Annotated in this window: 18 protein-coding genes; 11 read left to right on the forward strand and 7 right to left on the reverse strand. The window is 42.4% G+C overall.

From position 1 onward, the window contains the following. Positions 1 to 7: 7 nt before the first annotated feature. Genes BMW53_RS05825 through BMW53_RS05850 form a run of 6 tightly spaced genes read right to left on the reverse strand, consistent with a single transcriptional unit; the run spans position 8 to position 6044 of the window. Positions 8 to 196 (reverse strand): hypothetical protein, encoded by a 189-nt coding sequence (locus BMW53_RS05825; protein ID WP_038557884.1) that lies wholly within the window; start codon positions 194 to 196, stop codon positions 8 to 10. Next, complete coding sequence (gene ccoN, locus BMW53_RS05830) at positions 180 to 2663, reverse strand: cytochrome-c oxidase, cbb3-type subunit I (protein ID WP_074780334.1); 2484 nt, start codon at positions 2661 to 2663, stop codon at positions 180 to 182. The genes BMW53_RS05825 and ccoN overlap by 17 nt, the downstream gene beginning before the upstream one ends. A gap of 11 nt (positions 2664 to 2674) precedes the next feature. Beyond that, on the reverse strand, positions 2675 to 2866 hold the full coding sequence (gene ccoS / locus BMW53_RS05835) for a cbb3-type cytochrome oxidase assembly protein CcoS (RefSeq protein ID WP_074780337.1): 192 nt from the start codon (positions 2864 to 2866) through the stop codon (positions 2675 to 2677). After that, a complete protein-coding gene (locus BMW53_RS05840; RefSeq protein ID WP_051567761.1) occupies positions 2867 to 3742 on the reverse strand; it encodes a c-type cytochrome in 876 nt (291 codons plus the stop codon). A gap of 6 nt (positions 3743 to 3748) precedes the next feature. Further along, positions 3749 to 5110 (reverse strand): NrfD/PsrC family molybdoenzyme membrane anchor subunit, encoded by a 1362-nt coding sequence (nrfD, locus tag BMW53_RS05845; protein WP_217642898.1) that lies wholly within the window; start codon positions 5108 to 5110, stop codon positions 3749 to 3751. A 16-nt stretch (positions 5111 to 5126) separates the two neighbouring features. Then, positions 5127 to 6044, reverse strand: a complete 918-nt coding sequence (locus tag BMW53_RS05850) for a 4Fe-4S dicluster domain-containing protein (protein WP_038557888.1) — start codon at positions 6042 to 6044, stop codon at positions 5127 to 5129. A 673-nt stretch (positions 6045 to 6717) separates the two neighbouring features. On the opposite strand from BMW53_RS05850, the gene BMW53_RS05855 reads away from it, so the two are divergent. The 7 genes from BMW53_RS05855 to BMW53_RS05885 all read left to right on the forward strand — a co-directional run bounded on the left by BMW53_RS05855 (position 6718) and on the right by BMW53_RS05885 (position 13601). Further along, positions 6718 to 7533, forward strand: a complete 816-nt coding sequence (locus BMW53_RS05855) for an SCO family protein (RefSeq protein ID WP_051567763.1) — start codon at positions 6718 to 6720, stop codon at positions 7531 to 7533. A 10-nt stretch (positions 7534 to 7543) separates the two neighbouring features. Next, a complete protein-coding gene (locus tag BMW53_RS05860) occupies positions 7544 to 9157 on the forward strand; it encodes a cytochrome c oxidase subunit I (RefSeq protein WP_038557890.1) in 1614 nt (537 codons plus the stop codon). Position 9158: 1 nt separating this feature from the next. Further along, positions 9159 to 9788, forward strand: coding sequence for a cytochrome c oxidase subunit 3 family protein (locus BMW53_RS05865; RefSeq protein WP_051567765.1), 630 nt, complete (start codon positions 9159 to 9161; stop codon positions 9786 to 9788). Positions 9789 to 9798: 10 nt separating this feature from the next. Continuing rightward, entirely contained in the window at positions 9799 to 10089 is a 291-nt protein-coding gene (locus BMW53_RS05870; RefSeq protein ID WP_038557892.1) for a cytochrome C oxidase subunit IV family protein, read from the forward strand. Between the two features lie 2 nt (positions 10090 to 10091). Beyond that, positions 10092 to 11042 (forward strand): cytochrome c oxidase subunit II, encoded by a 951-nt coding sequence (coxB, locus tag BMW53_RS05875; RefSeq protein WP_051567769.1) that lies wholly within the window; start codon positions 10092 to 10094, stop codon positions 11040 to 11042. Positions 11043 to 11422: 380 nt separating this feature from the next. After that, positions 11423 to 12283 (forward strand): protoheme IX farnesyltransferase, encoded by an 861-nt coding sequence (locus BMW53_RS05880; RefSeq protein ID WP_168136405.1) that lies wholly within the window; start codon positions 11423 to 11425, stop codon positions 12281 to 12283. Positions 12284 to 12347: 64 nt separating this feature from the next. After that, positions 12348 to 13601 (forward strand): DEAD/DEAH box helicase, encoded by a 1254-nt coding sequence (locus BMW53_RS05885; protein WP_038557897.1) that lies wholly within the window; start codon positions 12348 to 12350, stop codon positions 13599 to 13601. 131 nt (positions 13602 to 13732) lie between these two features. On the opposite strand, the gene BMW53_RS05890 is transcribed toward BMW53_RS05885, so the two are convergent. Further along, positions 13733 to 14839: an acyltransferase family protein gene (locus BMW53_RS05890; RefSeq protein ID WP_038564453.1), complete on the reverse strand. Its 1107-nt coding sequence runs from the start codon at positions 14837 to 14839 to the stop codon at positions 13733 to 13735. A 781-nt stretch (positions 14840 to 15620) separates the two neighbouring features. Here BMW53_RS05890 and BMW53_RS05895 point away from each other — a divergent pair. Genes BMW53_RS05895 through BMW53_RS05910 form a run of 4 tightly spaced genes read left to right on the forward strand, consistent with a single transcriptional unit; the run spans position 15621 to position 20154 of the window. After that, positions 15621 to 15989 (forward strand): response regulator transcription factor, encoded by a 369-nt coding sequence (locus tag BMW53_RS05895; RefSeq protein WP_038557899.1) that lies wholly within the window; start codon positions 15621 to 15623, stop codon positions 15987 to 15989. A 31-nt stretch (positions 15990 to 16020) separates the two neighbouring features. Continuing rightward, entirely contained in the window at positions 16021 to 17481 is a 1461-nt protein-coding gene (locus tag BMW53_RS05900; protein WP_038557902.1) for a hypothetical protein, read from the forward strand. Between the two features lie 3 nt (positions 17482 to 17484). Then, complete coding sequence (locus BMW53_RS05905; protein ID WP_038557904.1) at positions 17485 to 18909, forward strand: glycosyltransferase family 2 protein; 1425 nt, start codon at positions 17485 to 17487, stop codon at positions 18907 to 18909. A gap of 6 nt (positions 18910 to 18915) precedes the next feature. Then, a complete protein-coding gene (locus tag BMW53_RS05910) occupies positions 18916 to 20154 on the forward strand; it encodes a YaiO family outer membrane beta-barrel protein (RefSeq protein ID WP_038557906.1) in 1239 nt (412 codons plus the stop codon). Positions 20155 to 20164: the final 10 nt, after the last annotated feature.

A 20164-nucleotide genomic window follows, 5' to 3' on the forward strand; every position in this document is an offset into this window, starting at 1 on the left:
GTATTTTTTAAGTATTGATAGGATTAGAATCGCCATCTGTTAGAATTGAATTCTTTATATCTTCCATTTCCTGGTTGGGAATGCGCATGGTGCGAATGAAGATCACAATAAAAAGCATTACAAAAATGAGTAATCCAATGATGTAAAAGATCTGGATTCCTTCGATATTTGTTAATAGATTACTTACTATCTTCATTTTCCTTGTTTTGTAGAGTTGTTAATACGTAGCTTGTTAGCTGTGTAATCTGTTTCTCGGAATATTGCGTTTTATACGGCACCATTCCCTTCGCTACATTTCCTTCCGAAATTGAATGGAAAACTTCCGCAGGCGAGTTTCCGTGCAGCCATTCGTCATCCACCAAACTTGGAAATGTTGCAATTCCTTTTCCTTCCGGGCCATGACAGACTACACAGGTTGTTTTAAACATTTTCTCTCCGGCAGCCAGGTCTTCAGCACTGGTTAAAAGCTTAACCTCTTTCTGGTCGGTGGCTTCTGTAAATGATTCCGAATGTAGTTCAACTTCGGCAACTTCCGGCTGCTCCGAAATGTCTCTTCCCAGCTTGTGCATGTAGGCAATCATTGCAACGATTTGCTTTTTTGCATCGGTTTCAATACCCGATGCTTTTAAGTCGGCAACAATTCCTTCGGCTTGCGTAAGGTAATCGTCAACGGCTTTTTCGTCGTATCCTTCGGGGTAAGGAACGCCCAGCGTTTGCATGGCCCTGATCTTTTTCGGAGTTAGCGAAAGATCGGTGTTTTTAACCGCCAGCCACGCATAATTCGGCATTATCGATTGTTCGTTCATCTTTTGCGGATCCATAAAGTGGTTGTAGTGCCAGGCCGCATTTTTGTACATCGGTCCGCCAACCACTCCGGCGCGCGCCAAATCGGGGCCGGTACGTTTCGATCCCCACTGGAACGGATAGTCGTAAACGAACTCGCCAATTTTCGAGTATTCGCCATAACGATCGGTTTCCCAGCGGAACGGACGAACCATTTGCGAGTGACACACGTAACAACCTTCTTTTACGTACAGGTCGCGACCCTCCAGCTCAAGCGGCGTATATGGTTTTACCGAATCGATTGTTGGTACGTTCGATTTTATAAATATCATTGGAATAATCTCAACAGCTCCACCAATAGCGAGGGCAATAAATACCAGGATAGAGAAACGAACGCCTTTTCTTTCCATCCATCGGTGAACGGTTTCTTTCATCGGGTTGCGGGCTCCGGCCAGCACAAGGGCAGGTGCTTCGGCAGCTTCGTCGTTAACAAAACTTCCGGCAGCCATTGTTTTTGCCAGGTTGTAAACCATGATAAAGAATCCAACAAGGAACAGAATTCCGGCAGCCACACGTGCCATATACATTGGTATCAGCTGTGTTACTGTTTCCAGGAAATTCGGATACTGCAGGAAACCTTCAGGGGTGAAGTTTCTCCACATCAGCCACTGTGTAACGGCTGCCCAGTAAAGCGGGATGGCATAAATTAAAATTGCCAACGTTGACAACCAAAAGTGAGTATTGGCTAATTTCTCAGAGAATAGTTTTGTTTTAAACAGTTTTGGAACCAGCCAGTAGAGCATACCAAATACAAGACCTCCGTTCCAGCCCATACCACCAATGTGTACGTGAGCGATGGTCCAGTCGGTAAAGTGGGTAATTTGGTTTACTGATTTCAACGACATCATCGGGCCTTCGAAAGTTGACATACCGTAAGCCGTTACAGCAACTACCATGAACTTCAGTGCGGCACTATCGCGAACACGATCCCAGGCACCACGTAGGGTGAGCAGACCGTTTATCATTCCTCCCCAACTTGGTGCTATAAGCATTATTGAGAATGTAGTACCCAAAGCCTGTGCCCAGTTAGGCAACGCCTGATACAACAAATGGTGTGGCCCTGCCCACATATATAAAAATATAAGCGACCAAAAGTGAATGATCGACAGTTTGTACGAATAAATTGGACGGTTGGCCGCTTTGGGCAGATAATAATACATTAAGCCCAAAAACGGAGTTGTAAGGAAAAATGCCACGGCGTTGTGGCCGTACCACCATTGTACTACTGCGTCTTGTGCTCCTGCATAAATGGAATAACTTTTAAACAATGATATTGGCAACTCGAAAGAGTTTACCACGTGCAACATGGCCACGCCAAGGAAAGTAGCCAGGTACCACCAAATGGCTGCATAAATATGCTGAACACGACGAACAACAATTGTCCCGATCATGTTCCAACCAAAAACCACCCAAATAATGGTAATCAAAATATCAATTGGCCATTCCAGTTCGGCATATTCTTTCGAGGTGGTAAATCCGGCCAGCAGCGTAACGGCTGCAAGAACAATGATAAGTTGCCAGCCCCAAAAGTGAATTTTGCTTAAAGTATCGCTAAACATTCGGGTTTTCAGCAACTTCTGCATCGAGTAATACACTCCGGCAAAAATGGCGTTTCCTACAAATGCAAAAATAATGGCGTTGGTATGCAGTGGCCTCACTCTTCCGAAAGTGGTAAATTCGAGACCAAAGTTGAATACTGGGAAGGCGAGCTGTGCCGCAGCCAAAATGCCTACCAGTACGCCAACAACACCCCAAACCAGGGTGGCCAGAATAAACAACTTAACGATTTTGTTGTCGTAATTAAATTTTTGATTTTCCATGAGTTGGATAATTATTTTTTATTATTCTTTTTTTCTTCATTGGTTTCCGGTTCCGATTCCACATCGTCGTCGTCAAAAAGCATCCGCATCGATGGAGTTTCGCTATCGTCGTACTGCCCCGACCGAACCGACCAGATAAAAGCACCCAAAAAAATGAGCGCCACCAGTAAACTTACTCCTATAAGCAGATAAAAGATGTTCATTTATTCCTCTTTGCCGGCCCGGCTAATTTTAAAAATCTGAAATACTACATAGCCAATGGTTCCCCAGGCTCCCAAAACAGCTGCTAAATACGACAGCAAAAGCCAGGTTTGTATATTGTCGTTGGTTGACCAAAGCACTTCTTCTTTAATCAATACCGGAGTAGGTTTTGGCTGTCCTACTTTTGAGGCGTCAAGCACCACATCTTCGGTAATAAATCCTTCTCCCAAGTCTATAACCAGCGTTACCATTCCCTGTTCGTCACCAATCAGAGTTTCAGGAATGGCATATTCTGCACGTCCTTCGTTGTTGGTAAGCACCTCTCCGATAGGGAGTATTCCGAATGCTTTTTGCGCACCAATTGTAATTGGCGTTTCGGCAAGTGCAACATAAACACTATCCTTATTCTGGTATTCTGCGAAAACTTCAACAACGCGCTCAGCTTCGTTTACCGAAGCCAGTACTTTTGCTTTTTTTGGCGGTTCTTCTACCAGTAATGCTTCGGTATCAGGGCTGTAATTGCGAATGTAATTTACCAAACGCCAGCGGTCGTCTTCCGAAAGAGTGGTTTCGAATTGTGGCATACCACCGCGCCCGTGTGTAATTTTATAAAACAACTCGCCCTCGGTGTTGGCCTGCATTTGGTCGCTGGTTACATCGGGTGGGGGAGGAACCAATGGTAATCCGTTGTTTTTCCCCGCATCGCCGTGGCACGATTTACAATTGAGTAAGTAGAGGTCTTTTCCCTTTTTTACATTGGCGAGGTTATATTCTGATGGGTTCTCAATATTTTTCTGATCTTCAGGAACCAACCATTCCTGAGCCATTCCCTGCTGGGCAAGAAAAAGGATTGCTACAACTAATAATTTGATCTTCATGGTCTTTTATTTTTTCGGTTCAGCAAGAATTTCTTTGTCAATACCTTTTTCCTCGGCGTACTCCCAAATCGTGATTACCGGGAACATTTTGGCCAGTACAGTAATAATAAGCAGCGCGGCCATAAAAGAGAAGATGGTAATCATGATCTCGATGCTGGTTGGCGAATAATGTTTGAAATAGTCGGGCACATTCTGTACCGGTAAAAACGGGTGTTCCAGCGTTGGAACAACAATAATATATCGTTTTAACCACGAGGCAATAAGCACAAAAACAGAAATAATCGTTAATGGTAAAGGTTTTCTGAAAAACGGGAAAAGCATCAAAAGTATAGGTAGAATTAATCCCAGCATTTGTGCCGACCAGAACATCGGAGCATAACTACCGGTGAACAGGGTGCGCAGGTGAATTCCTTCAGCCGTTTTCATTTTGTAGGCCGGTACCCAAAATTCGTTGATGTTGAAATACAGGTAAACCAGGCAAACAAAAACCAGCAATTTTCCCATGTAATCGAAATGCAACTCTTCAAAATAGTCGCCTAAACGGTAACGAACCCTATAGGCATACATTAATATAACAACAGCTGCCGCACCGGCCACAAAAGCGCCGGCCACAAAGTAGGGACCGAAAATGGTGGTATCCCAACCCGAACGAAGAGTGGCTGCAAATAACCACGATGTAACGGTGTGAATGGATAAACCAACCGGAAGAATAAGTATCATAAGCACGCGCATGGAATGTGCTACGAGCTTGTATTGTTTGTCATTTCCTTTCCAGCCAAGTGACAGTATTTTATATACCTGCATTTTCCATTTCGGAATATCGTCGCCACCACGGTCGCGCAACAATGCAAGGTCGGGAATGAGCGGGATATAATATAACAGTACCGAAATGGTTAGGTAAGTGGTTACAACTGTAACGTCCCAGATAATTGGTGAAGCAAAACGTCCGTGCAAAAATACGTTGAGAAAGCGGTCGGGACGCCCCATGTCCATTACAATAATAATTCCGGCAAGTGCTACTGCTGCAATTGCAATTTGCTCGGCTACCCGCGAAATGGGTTTCGACCAACTGATTTTTAAAAGTTGTAGCGAAGAACTGATTAGAAATCCGATCAAACTAACAGCCACAAAAAACACAAAGTTAGCGATGTACATTCCCCACGAAACGTAGTCGCGCATACCGGTAACTCCCAGTCCGTCGCGAATTTGTATTCCCCAGCCCCACAAACCAACGGCGGCAAACATTACCAGTATGAAATACCAAAAATGCGTGAGCTCATCGCGTTTTACAATCGAGCGGGTAAGGTCGAAAGTTATCTTATCCAGTAATTTCCGGGATTCTTCCGGCGATTTTGTTTTTTCCATCATTTAAAGTTTAGTCGGTTTATGAGTGGTGATCTTCAATTTCGCCCTGAAATGGGAAAGCCCTGTCTTTTGGTGGCAGGTAATAAACACGCGGTTTAGTTCCCAGCTCTTCCATTAAAGTATAAGCAGCATTGTCTTTAATTAATTTGCTGAAACTGGTAGTTTCGTGTGTGGTTCCGTTGGTAACTGCATCTTCGTTTTGGTCGCCAAACCAGTAAACACCGTTGGGGCACGACGAAACACAGGTTGGTAATTTGCCATCGCGTAAACGGTCGGCGCTAAACAAACACTTCGAAATGGTACCTTTTTTCTGCGGAACGTTGGCTTCAATATTATAAGTTACGCCTTCGTATTTTTCGGCATCGCGTGGCTCGAACCAGTTAAAAACCCTTGCCGAATACGGACAGGCCGCAATACAGAAACGACAGCCGATACAGCGTTCATTGTCGATAAGCACAATACCGTCTTCGCGTTTAAAAGTTGCGTTAACCGGGCATACTTTTGTACATGGCGGGTTATCGCAGTGCTGACACGGTTTTGGCATGTAATACGGAGCGGTGTGCTCGGCATCCTGCATTTGTAATACATTAATATGGTGTTGCTCCGGACGTAACTGGTGGTGGTTTTGGCAACCCTTCATACATTCGCGGGCATTGCGGCATTTCGACAAATCGATAACCATCACAAATTTGCGGTTTGGTAAACCTTGTCTTCCCCGCTTCTGATTTTCCGAAAGACTTGGCATATCAGCAGGTTTAAGCTGTGCCTTGCTAACTTCAACAAGTTCTCCGCTCGATGTAAGCAGCTTAATTGTGTCTCCCGAGGCGGTCTCCACCTGGTTGCATGAACTTAAAAGACTGGAGCCTCCAACTAGTCCGGCTGCACCAACCGACACACCCAACTTTTTCACGAAACTTCTGCGTGATTTATTTTCCATAAACAGGCATTTTTTTTAGAACTATGGTGCTGAAATCAATGCTTATTTCAGCTAAATTTAGTTTCTCAACCTCACGAATTTATAAAATAAGTGCAAAGCAGCAAACTAATCCGGCTAGTTCAATAATAAAATACCAAATTGACTTTAAATGTTATAAGTGAGTAAGTTACAGTGTTTTTATGTATTTGTAAAATTTTATTTTTGCTATAATAACTTGATATTTCATGAGATAGGTTTTAGGACTGATAAAATATCTTTTTTGGGGGTGAACAAATGCATTTTCATGTTGTTTATAAAGGATTTTTTTGAAGGCCTTGGCGCTGCTTAAACGTGATCAATGTCACACATAAATATGCTGTAAAACATGTTTATAAATTAAGCCCTGGTGGTGGATGGGTGGCTTAAAGTTATAGGATTCCCTGAAAATTCATACAGCACAGCTTTTATATTTTTTAGCGTAAATATTGATCAAAAGAAGTCAATTCGTAAAAAATCAAAAGAAACTTATTCTTTACATAAACATTATCAGTCTTTTGTGGTTTTAAGATATGAAAAAAGTTAAAAAGGTATTATTGTGTTTCGTTGAATACAGGAGTTTGTAAAACTTAAAAACGATAATAACGTACTACTGATTTAAAAACTAAATAAACCTTGCCGTATTGATCTGGCTTTTATGAAAAATACTGTAACCTATATTACCACGTTTCTTGCAGGTATGTTTCTGTTACTTGCCAACATTTCAAATGCTCAAAGTGTAATTAATCCTGCCGCTACCGACGATGATGTTGAAATTGGGGTTGTAGAACATCTTGACGATTATTTACCCGATAGCATTTCGTTGATTAATGAAGCCGGCGATCAGGTTTGGTTGTCCGATCTTATTGATAAGCCAACAATTCTGAATTTTGTGTATTACCGTTGTCCCGGAATTTGCAGCCCGCTGATGGAAGCAGTTGCCGGGGTGATGGACAAATCGGACCTTGTTCCCGGAGAAGATTACCAGGTGTTGACGATTAGTTTTGATCCGCGTGAAACAATTGATTTGGGAATCAGGAAAAAAACAAATTACCTGCAGCTGATGAATAATCCCGACAAAGTGGAAGAAGCCAAAACAGGCTGGTTGTTTTTTGTTTCCGACAGTGCAAGCATTGTGAAGGCTACAACCGCAACAGGGTTTAAATACAAAAAAACAGGTAACGATTTTCTGCATGCCGCATCGTTAATCGTTGTAAGCCCTGAGCGGAAAATTACCCGTTATTTAAACGGGCTGTACTTTTTACCGTTCGAATGGAAAATGGCCATTGTTGAAGCATCGAAAGGCCAGTCGGGACCAACATTGAATAAAGTACTTCGGTTTTGTTATTCCTACGATCCGCAAGGACAAACATATGTATTAAATGTAACTAAAGTAAGCGGAACCATAATTATGTTTTTCGCGCTGGTTTTACTGCTGTTTCTGGTATTAAAACCAAAGAAAAAAGTAAATTAAACTAAACTTTATGCATACAACAAATGCTGTTAATGGAGCAAACTACCTCACCTATCAGGGAAAGTACAAAGGTTTGCTCGGATGGATTTTTTCCACTGACCATAAACGTATTGGTCTTCTTTATTTGTATTCGATAGCTACCATGTTTGCAACTGGTGTTTTGCTGGGGCTTGCCATGAAATTTGAATTGCTGGCGCCCGGAAAAACAATTATGGATGCGCAAACCTACAACGCTACGTTTACCGTTCATGGTGTTATAATGATTTTTATGGTTGTTGTGCCCGGTTTACCCGCGGTTTTCGGAAACCTGATGTTGCCTATAATGATTGGTGCAAAAGATGTTGCTTTTCCAAAACTCAACCTGCTCTCGTGGTGGCTTTATGTAACCGGCGTGGTTTTGGTGCTTTGTGCATTGCTGTTTGGCTCGGGAACTCCCGACACCGGCTGGACCTTTTACGCACCTTACAGTTTTAAAAGCGGAACCAACCTGCTGCCTGCCATATTCGGGGCATTTGTATTGGGTTTCTCGTCCATTCTTACCGGACTAAACTTTTTGGTGACCATTCACCGCTTACGTTGCCCCGGCATGAAATGGACCAAACTTCCTTTATTTGTTTGGACACTCTACGGAACAGCCTGGATTCAATTACTGGCAACTCCGGTTGTGGGTATCACTTTGGTGTTAGTTGCTCTTGAACGAGTTTTCGGAGTTGGTGTTTTCGATCCGGCACTGGGAGGCGATCCTGTTTTGTATCAGCACCTGTTCTGGATTTATTCGCACCCGGCAGTTTATATTATGATTTTGCCTGCCATGGGAGCCATTTCCGAAATTATTCCAACCTTTTCGCAAAAACATATTTTTGGTTACAAAGCAATTATTGCTTCCACTATGGCCATTGCATTTGTGGGCTACCTGGTTTGGGGCCACCACATGTTTACAGCCGGAATGAGTGGAACAGCACAATATTATTTTTCACTCCTCACATTTATTGTTGCCATACCAAGTGCAATAAAAGTATTTAACTGGATATCGACGATGTATAAGGGGGCGATCAATATCCAAACGCCCTTTTACTGGGCAGTGTCATTTATTTTTGTGTTTATGGTTGGTGGTTTAAGCGGCCTTGTTTTGGGTGCTCTGGCGACCGATATTTACGTGCACGACACTGCCTTTGTTGTTGCCCACTTCCATTACATTGTTTTTGGAGGAACAGGCTTTGCCTTTTTTGCGGCAATGCACTACTGGTTCCCAAAAATATTTGGAAGAATGTATGATAAGGCCTGGGCCAATGTTGGCTGGCTGATTTTCACCATTGGTTTTCTGGCGTTGTATTCGCCCATGTTCTATTTGGGAATGATGGGGATGCCAAGGCGTTATTACGACTACCTCGAAGAGTTCCATGGAGGAAATATCCTGAGCACTATTGGCTCGTGGGTATTGGTAACCGGTTTTATCATCATTGTTACCAATCTGATTCGCTCGGCGCGAAAAGGAGAACCGGCCGAAATGAATCCGTGGCACAGTAAAACTCTGGAATGGACAGTTACTTCGCCGCCACCTGTATTAAATTTTGAGAAAGAACCTGTTCTGGGAGAAAAAGACGGACCTTATAACTATGACTAATATGGCTGAACATCAACATGCTCATGTGGAGCACCCCGACATGTACGATCCTGAATCGTCGAAAATCGGAATGTGGCTGTTTATTTTTACCGAACTGCTGTTGTTTGGCGGCCTGTTTATTGTTTACTCGGTTTATCGTTATCTGAATCCCGACGCCTTTCACCTGGCGGCTGAAGAACTAAATACCTTTATTGGCGCGTTTAATACTGTTATTCTGTTAGTAAGTAGTATGACGATCGCCATGTCGACAACAGCTTTGCAAAAAGGACACAAAAAAGTGGCCATTGCACTGGTGGTAATAACTTTCATTATTGGCATTGGCTTTTTGGTGAATAAGTATTTTGAGTGGGGCGTAAAATTCTCGCACGGAATCTGGCCGGGATCAGAACAAATGCTGAATGAAATGAGCCAGGGCGAAATCCTTTTCTTTGGTTTATACTTTGTAATGACCGGCTTGCACGCACTGCATATTATTGTAGGCCTTATAATCATGGGTTTTGCCATTAAAGGTGTGGCCAACGGAAAAGTAAATGCCAAACGACCGTCGTTACTCGATAACTGCGGTTTGTACTGGCACCTTGTCGATCTGATCTGGATTTTTCTGTTCCCACTATTTTATCTCATCCATTAAAACTAAAGCTATGTCAGAAGATAAACATCATCATATCGTTCCATATCGATTATACGTCATCGTTTTGTTGGCGCTGTTGGCACTAACTTTTGGGTCGATAGGAATTACCTCGATAGAACTGGGCGAGTTTACCGTTGCTGCAGCCTTGCTGTTTGCCGTAGTAAAATCGGCACTGGTGTTAACTTATTTTATGCACCTTAAATACGACAAACCATACATTAAATTGATGGTAGCCTTTGTGTTTGCCATTTTTGTGGTTGTAATTGTGATAACCTTTTTAGATTACCTCTATAGAGTATAACTATGTATAGCTCAGAAATAACCAAAGCCTCAAATTTTGTTCAGGGTGTCGACACTGCATTTCTTGTTATAATGGGTATATCGTTTTTGTTCCTTATCGGGCTAACGGTAGTAATGCTGGTGTTTATATTTAAATACAACAAGAAAAGGAACCCAAAAGCAACGCAGATTGAAGGAAGTACCAAATTGGAAATCATCTGGACTGTTGTTCCGTTTCTTTTAACTATGCTGATGTTTTACTACGGATGGGCAGGCTGGAAACCCATGCAGCGCGCACCAAAAGATGCTATGGAAATTACCGCTTACGGACGAATGTGGAACTTTAGTTTTGAATATGAAAATGGCCGTCGTACCGATACACTTTTCCTGCCAAAAGATCAGGCTATAAAATTAAACCTGGTAGCCATGGATGTATTGCACAGTTTATACATTCCGGCATTTCGTGTAAAGCAGGATATGGTACCCGGAATGAAAGATAACTTTATGTGGTTTGAGCCCCAAAAAGTTGGAACCTACGAGTTGTATTGTGCCGAATATTGCGGATTGCAACACTCCTACATGTACACGTATGTGGAAGTAATGGAAGATTCTGCTTTCCAAGCCTGGATCGCTGATACAACAAATGTTGCGGCTTCTGCGGCCGAAATTGACTCGCCTGCAGCAACGGGTAAACGAATCATGCAAAATATTGGGTGTTTTGCCTGTCATACATTGGATGGAACCAAACTGGTTGGGCCGAGTTTTAAAGGAATTTGGGGGGCAGAACATACGGTTGAGACTGGTCGTGAAACACGGCAGGTTACAGTTGATGAGGAATATATCCGAAAATCAATTTATGAGCCGAATGCCGATGTGGTGGACGGATACAATAAAGGATTAATGGTTTCGTACGAAGGACAACTTTCGGATGATGACATTGATAATATTATTGAATACCTGAAAACGGTGAAGTAGCAACAAGGCAAAAGGAAAAAGTAGAAAGGCAAAAGAGAAGGATTAGTGATTAAGGATTAAAGTGTCATCCTGAGCGTAGTCGAAGGATGAATTTAGAATGATGATTAACGATTTGAAATTTCAGAACAAAAGGCAGTAGGCAAAAAACAATACGCAAAATTCTATTGTGTCTGATGTGGTCTATGTGGTTCAAAAACAAGGCAAAAGTTTAAAGTAAAAAAGCAAAAGTGAGGAAGGCTTTGCCTGCCGAAATCCCGATCGTAGCGTCGGGGGAAGGATAAGTGATTAAGGATTAATTGAGTGAATGAGTAGACAGTAGGCAAAAAACAATACGCAAAATTCTATTGTGTCTCATGTGATCTATGTGGTTCAAAAAAAATATGAAACAGCAACTAAAAATAATATACGAATTGGGCAAAGTTCGAATATCTCTGCCCATTGCCTTATCGGCATTAACCGGTTATGTACTTTTTACGCACAATGTTGATGCGCAAGGCTGGTGGCTGTTATTTGGTGTATTTTTTATGGCTTGCAGTTCAAGTGTTCTTAACCACTGGCAGGAGCGCGATATTGATGCACAAATGCCACGTACAAAAGACCGTCCGTTACCTTCAGGAAGGATTAGCCCTAAAAACGCATTATTGGTAGCTATTGGTTTTGCTGTTCTTGGCTCAGTAATTCTTATTTTTAGTAATCCGCCACTGGCTCTGCTTTTAAGCTGGCTAACACTGTTTTTTTACAACGGGGTTTATACACCGCTAAAAAAAGTATCGGCTTTTGCCGTAATTCCCGGATCGATGGTAGGGGCAATTCCGCCAATGATAGGTTGGGCAGGAGCTGGTGGAAGTCTAACGTCAGAGGTTATTCTAATGGTAGCTGCCTTCTTTTTTATCGGGCAAATACCGCATTTCTGGTTGCTGCTGCTCATGTTTGGCGAGCAATACAAACTGGCTAAAATGCCCAGTCTGAACCAGCTTTTTTCCGAACTGCAAATAAAACGGGTTACTTACACCTGGATTTTAACAACAGTTGCTTCGGCATTCCTGGTTATCTTTTTTGTTATCGGCAACAAACTCATCATGTTTTTGCTGCTATTTTACATTTTTTACCTGTTGTCGTCGCTTACTATGGCGGTGTTTGTTCAGAACGAATTTAAAGTTCGCCCCTCATTCTACAAACTCAATTTCCTCTATCTTTTTATGATGATCTTTTTAATTGTTGATAGTTTGGTTCATACATAGATTTGCGGAATCACAACGTGCCGTTTATTTTAACTACATTTGTAGCACATATTAAAAGAATTGAATGACATTTGAAGAACTTGGCATTAATTACGATTTATTGGATGCCATAGAATACATGGGATTTAAAAATGCGACTCCGATTCAGGAGCAGGCAATTCCCACTATCCTTGAAGGTAGCGACCTAATTGCCTGTGCCCAAACGGGAACAGGGAAAACCGCAGCTTTTTTACTCCCAATCCTTGATTTAATTGCCGACCTGCCCGGCGGCGAAACCTCAACGCTGATTATTGTACCAACACGCGAGTTGGCCATGCAAATCGATCAGCAGGTGCAGGGAATTGGCTATACCATGGGTATTCATTCCATTGCCCTGTACGGCGGTGGCGATGGCGACGAATGGGGCCAACAAAAAAGAGCATTGACAAAAGGAGCCGACATTATTATTGCCACACCCGGAAAACTGATTTCGCACCTAAACCTGGGATATGTGAAATTTGACAAAATCGAATTTCTGATTCTCGATGAGGCTGACCGAATGCTTGATATCGGTTTTTACGAAGACATTACCAAGATTATTTCGTACCTGCCAAAAGAGCGCCAAACGCTGATGTTCAGCGCAACCATGGCACCTAAGATCAGGAAACTGGCATCGGAGATTCTGAATAATCCCAAGGAGATTAACATTGCCATGTCGAAACCGGCAGAAGGCGTGTTACAAGCCGCCTACCTTATCTACGACAAACAAAAGGGCGATTTGGTGGCGCACCTTATTTCCGAGAATCCGGATTACAACAGCGTTATCATTTTCTGCTCAACCAAGCGCGTAACCAACGAATTAGCAAAACGGCTAAAAAAGAAAGGTTTTGACGCCGAAGCGATTTCGTCGGATCTGGAACAGAAAGACCGCGAAAGTGTGCTGAATGGATTTCGCTCACGGCGCATTCGTATTTTGGTGGCTACCGATGTAATGAGCCGCGGCATCGACATTAAAGATATTAACCTGGTAATTAATTACGATGTGCCCGGCGATGCCGAAGATTATGTACACCGTGTAGGACGTACTGCCCGTGCCGATTCAACGGGTGTGGCACTTACGCTGGTGAACGAAGACGACATGTACAAGTTTCACCGCATTGAAGAGCTGATCGAGCGCGAGGTGTTTAAAATTCCTTTGCCCGAACAGTTTGGCGTAGGCCCCGAATGGAAAACACCGTCGAAAGGGAAAAAGCAGAAACACGGGAAATTCCATAAATACAAAAAAGGAGACAGCCAGCACAAACACCGCAAAAGTTATCAGCAAAGGAAGAAAAAGTAAATGCACATTGGCAGTCAGTATAAAGAAAGAATCCGGTCCGTATTTTTAAGCAATAACGGGGCGGATTTTTTTATCTCATTTGTGCTTTAAACCGATGCTGTGTCAAACAGCTAAGCCTTTGTTTGCTTCGGTTATTTCTGCTGCTCTTTACGGTGCAGCCTTTCTTTTCTTTTTCTGCTGAGGTAACGGCGTACCGGCATGTCAACAAATCGCATTACCAGCCAGGCAAATACTACCAGTGCTACCGTCCCGAACAGGATAATCCATACCAGCTGTTGGTTCGACGGACTTTTTGCAACAAAATAATTGCCAAACAACCAAATAAATGCATAGTGCGTCATGTACAGCGGGTACGAAATGTTGCCCATAAAAACGCATATTTTTTGCAGCGGTGCCGATAAGGATGAGCCTGCACCAAGCGCTATTAAAAGCGGGAAGTAAAACAATACGATGATAGGCTCGGTTAGCGCGGTGTTCCACAATACAGAGCTAAAAAATGCGGCAGACAGCAGGAGTGACAGTACGATAAAGCCAAGTTTATTTTTAATAATCCAGCCCGAGCGGTAAATAAGCAGCCCCGCCAAAAACGAATAGCTCATGCGAATTCCGCCATCAAAAAATGTTTCGCCATTCCAGCCACCCAGCAAATTGCCGGCTCGGTAACTTATCCATACAATACCGCCGGCAGCCAGTGCCAGCAGCACCCACAGTAATTTTTTCGAAAGGCGAACCAAAACCAGAGCGTAAAGTATGTTGGCGATGTACTCCCAAAACAGCGACCACGATGGCGCATTTAAACTAAAAAGATTAAAAAAGCGCTCTTCCATTACCGGAAGCGGAATCATTAACAACGCGCAAACAAAAATTAACGCGATGTTTCCCAGCGAATGGGCACTGGCATGGTCGGCAAACGGATCGAGAAAAAGCCCGAGCAGACCAAGTATAGTTCCGATAACCACCAGGGGATGAAGGCGTATCAGCCGCGAAGTGAAAAAGGCGCGGATGCCCATTTGTGGCAGGCGCTTATCGTAAGCATACGCAATTACAAAACCCGAAAGGCAAAAGAAAAAATCGACAGCCAAAAAACCATGCCCGATAAAGTTTTGGGTAAAATCGGGAATAATCCATTCCATAAAATGAAATACTACTACTGCCAGGGCAGCAATACCCCGAAGGCCATCTAATATGTGAAAATGCTGTTTGCTTTGCAGCACAGCTAACTCTTTTGAATGATTCATTTTTGTTAAATATCCGGGGCGCTCCCGGTTGATTTTAATAAGATTAGTTGGAAGCGGCAAACATATACAAAAGGCGATTTTAATCCAAATTAAAAAATGCTAAAAGGTGCCATGTCGGCAGGTAAGATTATAGCCCGGGCAGACGTTTAAAAAAACAATTACTTCTATGCACTGCCACCACCGTAACCAACGATGCTGAAACGTGTCGGGGCTTTGCCCCTGTGTGCTATTAGTTGATGCAGTTAAACAATTTTACAATTTAGCAATTTAACAATTCAACAATATAATACTTCAAATTTTTCTTGACAGGAGTCAAATACTGTCACGCCTTATAGTTGTTAATACCACCCTGCTTTTTTCTTTAAACCAGATGTGTAAAAGTAATACCAATTGTATTTCATCGTGAGCTTTAAGCGATACATTGAGATTATCCCGAATTCTTTTCGGGAGTTAATGCCGATAATAAACGAAAGAGGCTTTAGGGGTTTGCGAACTAAAGGCTCATTTCAATATTAAATCGGTATAATTTCCCTTCAAAATAACCTGGCTTTTATCGGCAATGTGCTGAAAATGCCTTTCCTCCAATCAGGAAAAGGGTAAAAAGCTGATTACAAGAGTAGAATGAGTGGAAAAAAAATTTATATTTGTTTGTAGGACGCAATAAAAAAGAACAGGGTTTTTACGCTTGTTAGCTTGTTTCAGCAGAATGTTGGTAGGAGTGGTAAAAGTCTTTTCAAATAGCAGTTTGTGTAATGTATTGTTGAACTAAAATGAATGTATTATGAAACGTATTTTAGTGGCAGAAGACAACAGATTAATTCTGGAGACCGTTGCGCATAGTTTATCCCGAGAAGGCTACGAAATTATTAAAGCCGAGGATGGAAAAGACTGCCTGGCAAAACTCGAAAGCAATGAGGTGGATTTGCTTATTACCGATTTGTATATGCCAAATTTGAATGGCCTGGAAGTGATTTCGAAATTAAACGAGACCGGTAAAAAGCAAATTCCGGTAATGGTTCTTTCGGCAGCAGGAGCTGAAGAAAGTGTGATGAAAGCTTTTGATCTGGGTGCCGACGATTACATGGTAAAACCTTTTAGCCTGATTGAATTAAATATTAGGGTAAAAAGATTATTAGCTGCCAGGAAGTAAAATTTTAGTTTCAATTAGAAACCCGTAATCAATGCAACATATCAGCCTTGCGATAAATAAATTGATCGTAAATAGTTTTGTTTTTTTATGTTTTCTTGCTTGGCCTCAGGTTGTTCAGGCGAAGCAGCCGTTAAATGTACAAAACCAAATTACGATACAACAAGAGGACAGCGTTGAAAATTCGGAGGCTGAAAATGCTGTTGTTGACCTTACTCAAAAAGCAGGTGTTGAAAATCAGCCATTAAATTCGGCCGACACCTTTCCCCAAAAAAATACAATTGATTCTGCCGGGAAAAAGAAGCAACATAACCATTCGATAATCAATGTTTTTATTTCGGATAAAAAAATTGAACTCCTGAAAAATAAGCTAACAGAATACGGCGAAAAACATTTACCGCGAAAAATCAGGACAGTTTATCTCGATATCGTTGAAAAAGTTTTTGATTATTCGCTGTTGCTGTTTTTAGCTGCACTGATTTTAATCTTTATTGCAAACATTGCATTTGTGCTGCTAACCTTAAATTTTACCATCAAAAGAAAAAATCAGAAGGAAAAGTTCGGGCGCATATACGGGAAAATGTACGAAGATGTGATTATGGCCTACATTTTCGGAAACATCGACTGGGAAAAAGCATTGATTAAACTCAAGCGAATTAAAAACAAAGCCAACCGCCGCATTTTAATCTCGGTTCTTATGAATTTTAAGGCCAACTTTAAAGGTGAACTCGAAAAATTCATTCCGGAAATTTATGTGAAATTAAACCTGCAAAACGATTCACTAAAACTGGCCAGATCGCGACACAGCCATAAAAAAGTTATGGGTATAATGGAGCTCACACACCTGTATCCGCAGGGCGCAAAAGGAATGATTAGTACCTTGATTAACCACTCGAACGATTATGTGCGCACAGAAGCACAAATTGCTTATGTTACCTTAAATGCCGAAAATCCGTTTAGCTTTTTTGAAAAGCTGAAACAACCCTTTGCCAAATGGGCGCAATTGTCGGTGTTTTACCTTATCCGGCTTAACCAGATACCGGTGCCCGCATTTGCCCGCTTTCTGTCTTTTAAACATTACAATATCAGGAATTTCAGCCTGAAAATGATCACCTTTTTTCAGCAGTTTGAAGATGTTTCGGAAGTAATAAAAATGGTGGATAACGAAATGGAAGAGACCCGTTTTCTGGCCTACAAAGCCATTAACGACCTGCGTTTATACGACAGCCGCGAATTATTAAAAAAGAAATTTGAGGGCGAAACAAACCGAAACAAACTCGAAATTCTGAAAGCTTTTAAAAACATTGGCGATACCGATGATTTTGCTTTTCTTGAGGAGGTAATGAAAACCGGTTCGATATCGTTGAAACTGGAAGCATGCCGCTCGGTGTATTATATGGGGCAGGAAAGCAGGGATAAAATTAGTAAGCATACAAAAGAAGAAATACCGGAGTTGGAGCTGTTATTGGCTCATGTTAAGGATCCGCGAAATTAGTTTATGGGAATTGTAAGGATAATAATCGAATCGCTGTTTCTGATTTATACAATTAGTATTTTCAGTTTTTATTTTTGGCTGGCCATTGTTTCGGCCAGGGAATTGATACGTAATGTTCGCGAAGCCAAAACAACCAACTTTGATGCGCTTCTGTCATCTCCTTTTGCCCCTAAAATTTCGCTGCTGGCACCGGCCTACAACGAATCGCTTACCATTGTTGATAACATAAAAGCACTGCTTGGGCTGTATTATCAGAATTTCGAGATAATTGTTATTAACGATGGCAGCAAAGACGATTCGCTCGTGAAAACAATTGCTGCGTTCGATCTCGAGAAAGTACCTTTTGCCATCGATTATCAGATTCAGTGCCAGGAAATTCTGGGCGTATATAAATCGAAGACAAAGGCGTACTCCAACCTTACTGTGGTGGATAAACGCAACGGCGGAAAAGCCGATGCACTAAATGCCGGAATAAACATTGCCAAAGGCGATTATTTTATTTCCATCGATGTGGATTCTATCATCGATCCGCATGCCCTGAAAAAATTAATCAAGCCCTTCCTTGAAGCAAGCGACAAGAAGGTAATTGCTGCCGGAGGGGTAATTCAAATTGCCAATTCGTGTGTAATCGAAAACGGACAGTTGGTGGAAGTAAATGTTCCCAGCAAACTGATTCCCCGTTTCCAGGTGATCGAATACAGTCGTTCGTTTCTGATGGGCAGGCTGGCCTGGAGCCGCCTCGATGGTTTATTGCTGATTTCGGGGGCACTCGGCCTTTTCGACAAAGAAGTGGTTATAAATTGCGGAGGCTACTACACGCAAACCGTTGGCGAAGATATGGAGCTGGTGGTACGCATGCGCAAATACATGGCCAATCAGGGGATAAAATACAAGGTGGTTTACATTTCCGATCCCTTGTGCTGGACCGAAGCTCCATCAACGCTAAAAGTACTCGGAACACAGCGAAACCGGTGGACCCGTGGTACCATTGATACCATAATGCTGCACCGCGATATTTTTATGAACCGGAAGTTTGGTTTTATGGGCATGGTGTCGCATCCGTACTGGGTGTTTTTCGAATGGCTGGCCCCGATTGTAGAATTTTTAGGTATCATTTATTTTTTATCGATAGCCTTGCTTGGCCTTGCCGACTGGTCGTTTTTTTACGTCATGTTTGGCTTTATTTTCTTTTTTGCCATAATGATTTCTACCTATGCCATTTTGTTCGACCATTTGGCGTACAACCGCTACAAGAAAAAAAGAATGATACTAAAATTACTGATGACCACCTGGCTGGAGCCCTTTATCTACCATCCTTTAATTGTGTATTGGGGACTTCAGGGGAACTACGACTATTTCATTAAGAAGAAAAAGTCGTGGGGAAAAATGACACGCGCCGGATTTGATATTTCGAAACAAAAAAAATAAAATACAGTGAAACAGAACCGATTGTATTTCCAAATTATAAGTGTACTTGTTATTCTGCTGGTTACAGGAACAGCGGGCATTCTGCAGGCTCAAACCTTTGATGAGGCCCGGAATTACGCCTTTAACGGCGAACGGGAAAAAGCGCGCGACATTTGCCGTCAGATTCTTGCTGAAGGATTTAATTCGGATGTGGCTTTATTAATGGGACGAACTTACGCATGGGACGGAATGTACGATTCGGCAAGGGTGGTGTTGCAAGACGTTTTGGTACAGCGTCCCGAAAACATGGAAGCTTATGACGCGCTTTCTGATGTTGAATTTTGGGCGGATAACAACGCACAAGCCATTGAGTATTGCAACGCCGCATTAAAGCTTGAGCCGGAATCGCCGAAGTTTGCAATGAAAAAAGCCCGTATTCTTTACAGCGATGAACAATACAATGAGGCAGTTGATGTGTTGGAAACCTATCTGCACGAAAACCCGGGCGAACCCGATTTTCTGCTTAAGTTAAAAGAATACCGGCTCGATGCAATGAAAAACAAAATCAGGGTGGTATATACCTACGATAGTTTCGACAGCGATTTTAACCGCGATCCCTGGCATTTTCTGGCACTGTCGTATGGGCGAAAAACCAAACTGGGATCGGTTATTGCACGCTTGAATTACGCCAATCGTTTCGATTCAAACGGGCTGCAGTTTGAAGTGGATGCCTATCCCAAAATTGGCGAAAACAATTATGCTTACGTCAATTACGGCTATTCATCGGATGCACTCTTCCCGGGAAACCGTTTTGGTTTTGAATTGTACCACAACTTCCCGAAGGCCTGGGAAGGTTCGATAGGAATGCGCTACCTCGATTTCAGCTCTTCGGGGGTTGATATTTATACCGCTACATTGGGGAAATATGTGGGCAATTACTGGATATCGCTGCGATCGTACGTTACGCCCGATACCGACGGGACTTCGGTTTCCGGCGCTTTGTCGGTACGGCGCTATTTTGCCGATTCTGAAAATTATTTGGGGCTTAAACTAAGCTATGGCGTTTCGCCCGACGACAACAGGAAACCAATTGATACGGAAAAGAACCTGACCTTAAAAACCCGGTCGGTAAGGGCCGAATACAACCGGCTGATCAAAAAAATATGGATTGTAAGCGCCGGATTTAATGTTGGCAGCGAACAACTGGAACCCGGCAATTATTCAGGCTACTATTCGTTCGATGTTGGATTTTCGAGGTTGTTTTAATGGGGAATTA

The organism is Draconibacterium orientale (assembly GCF_900111425.1).
Lineage (GTDB): Bacteria > Bacteroidota > Bacteroidia > Bacteroidales > Prolixibacteraceae > Draconibacterium > Draconibacterium orientale.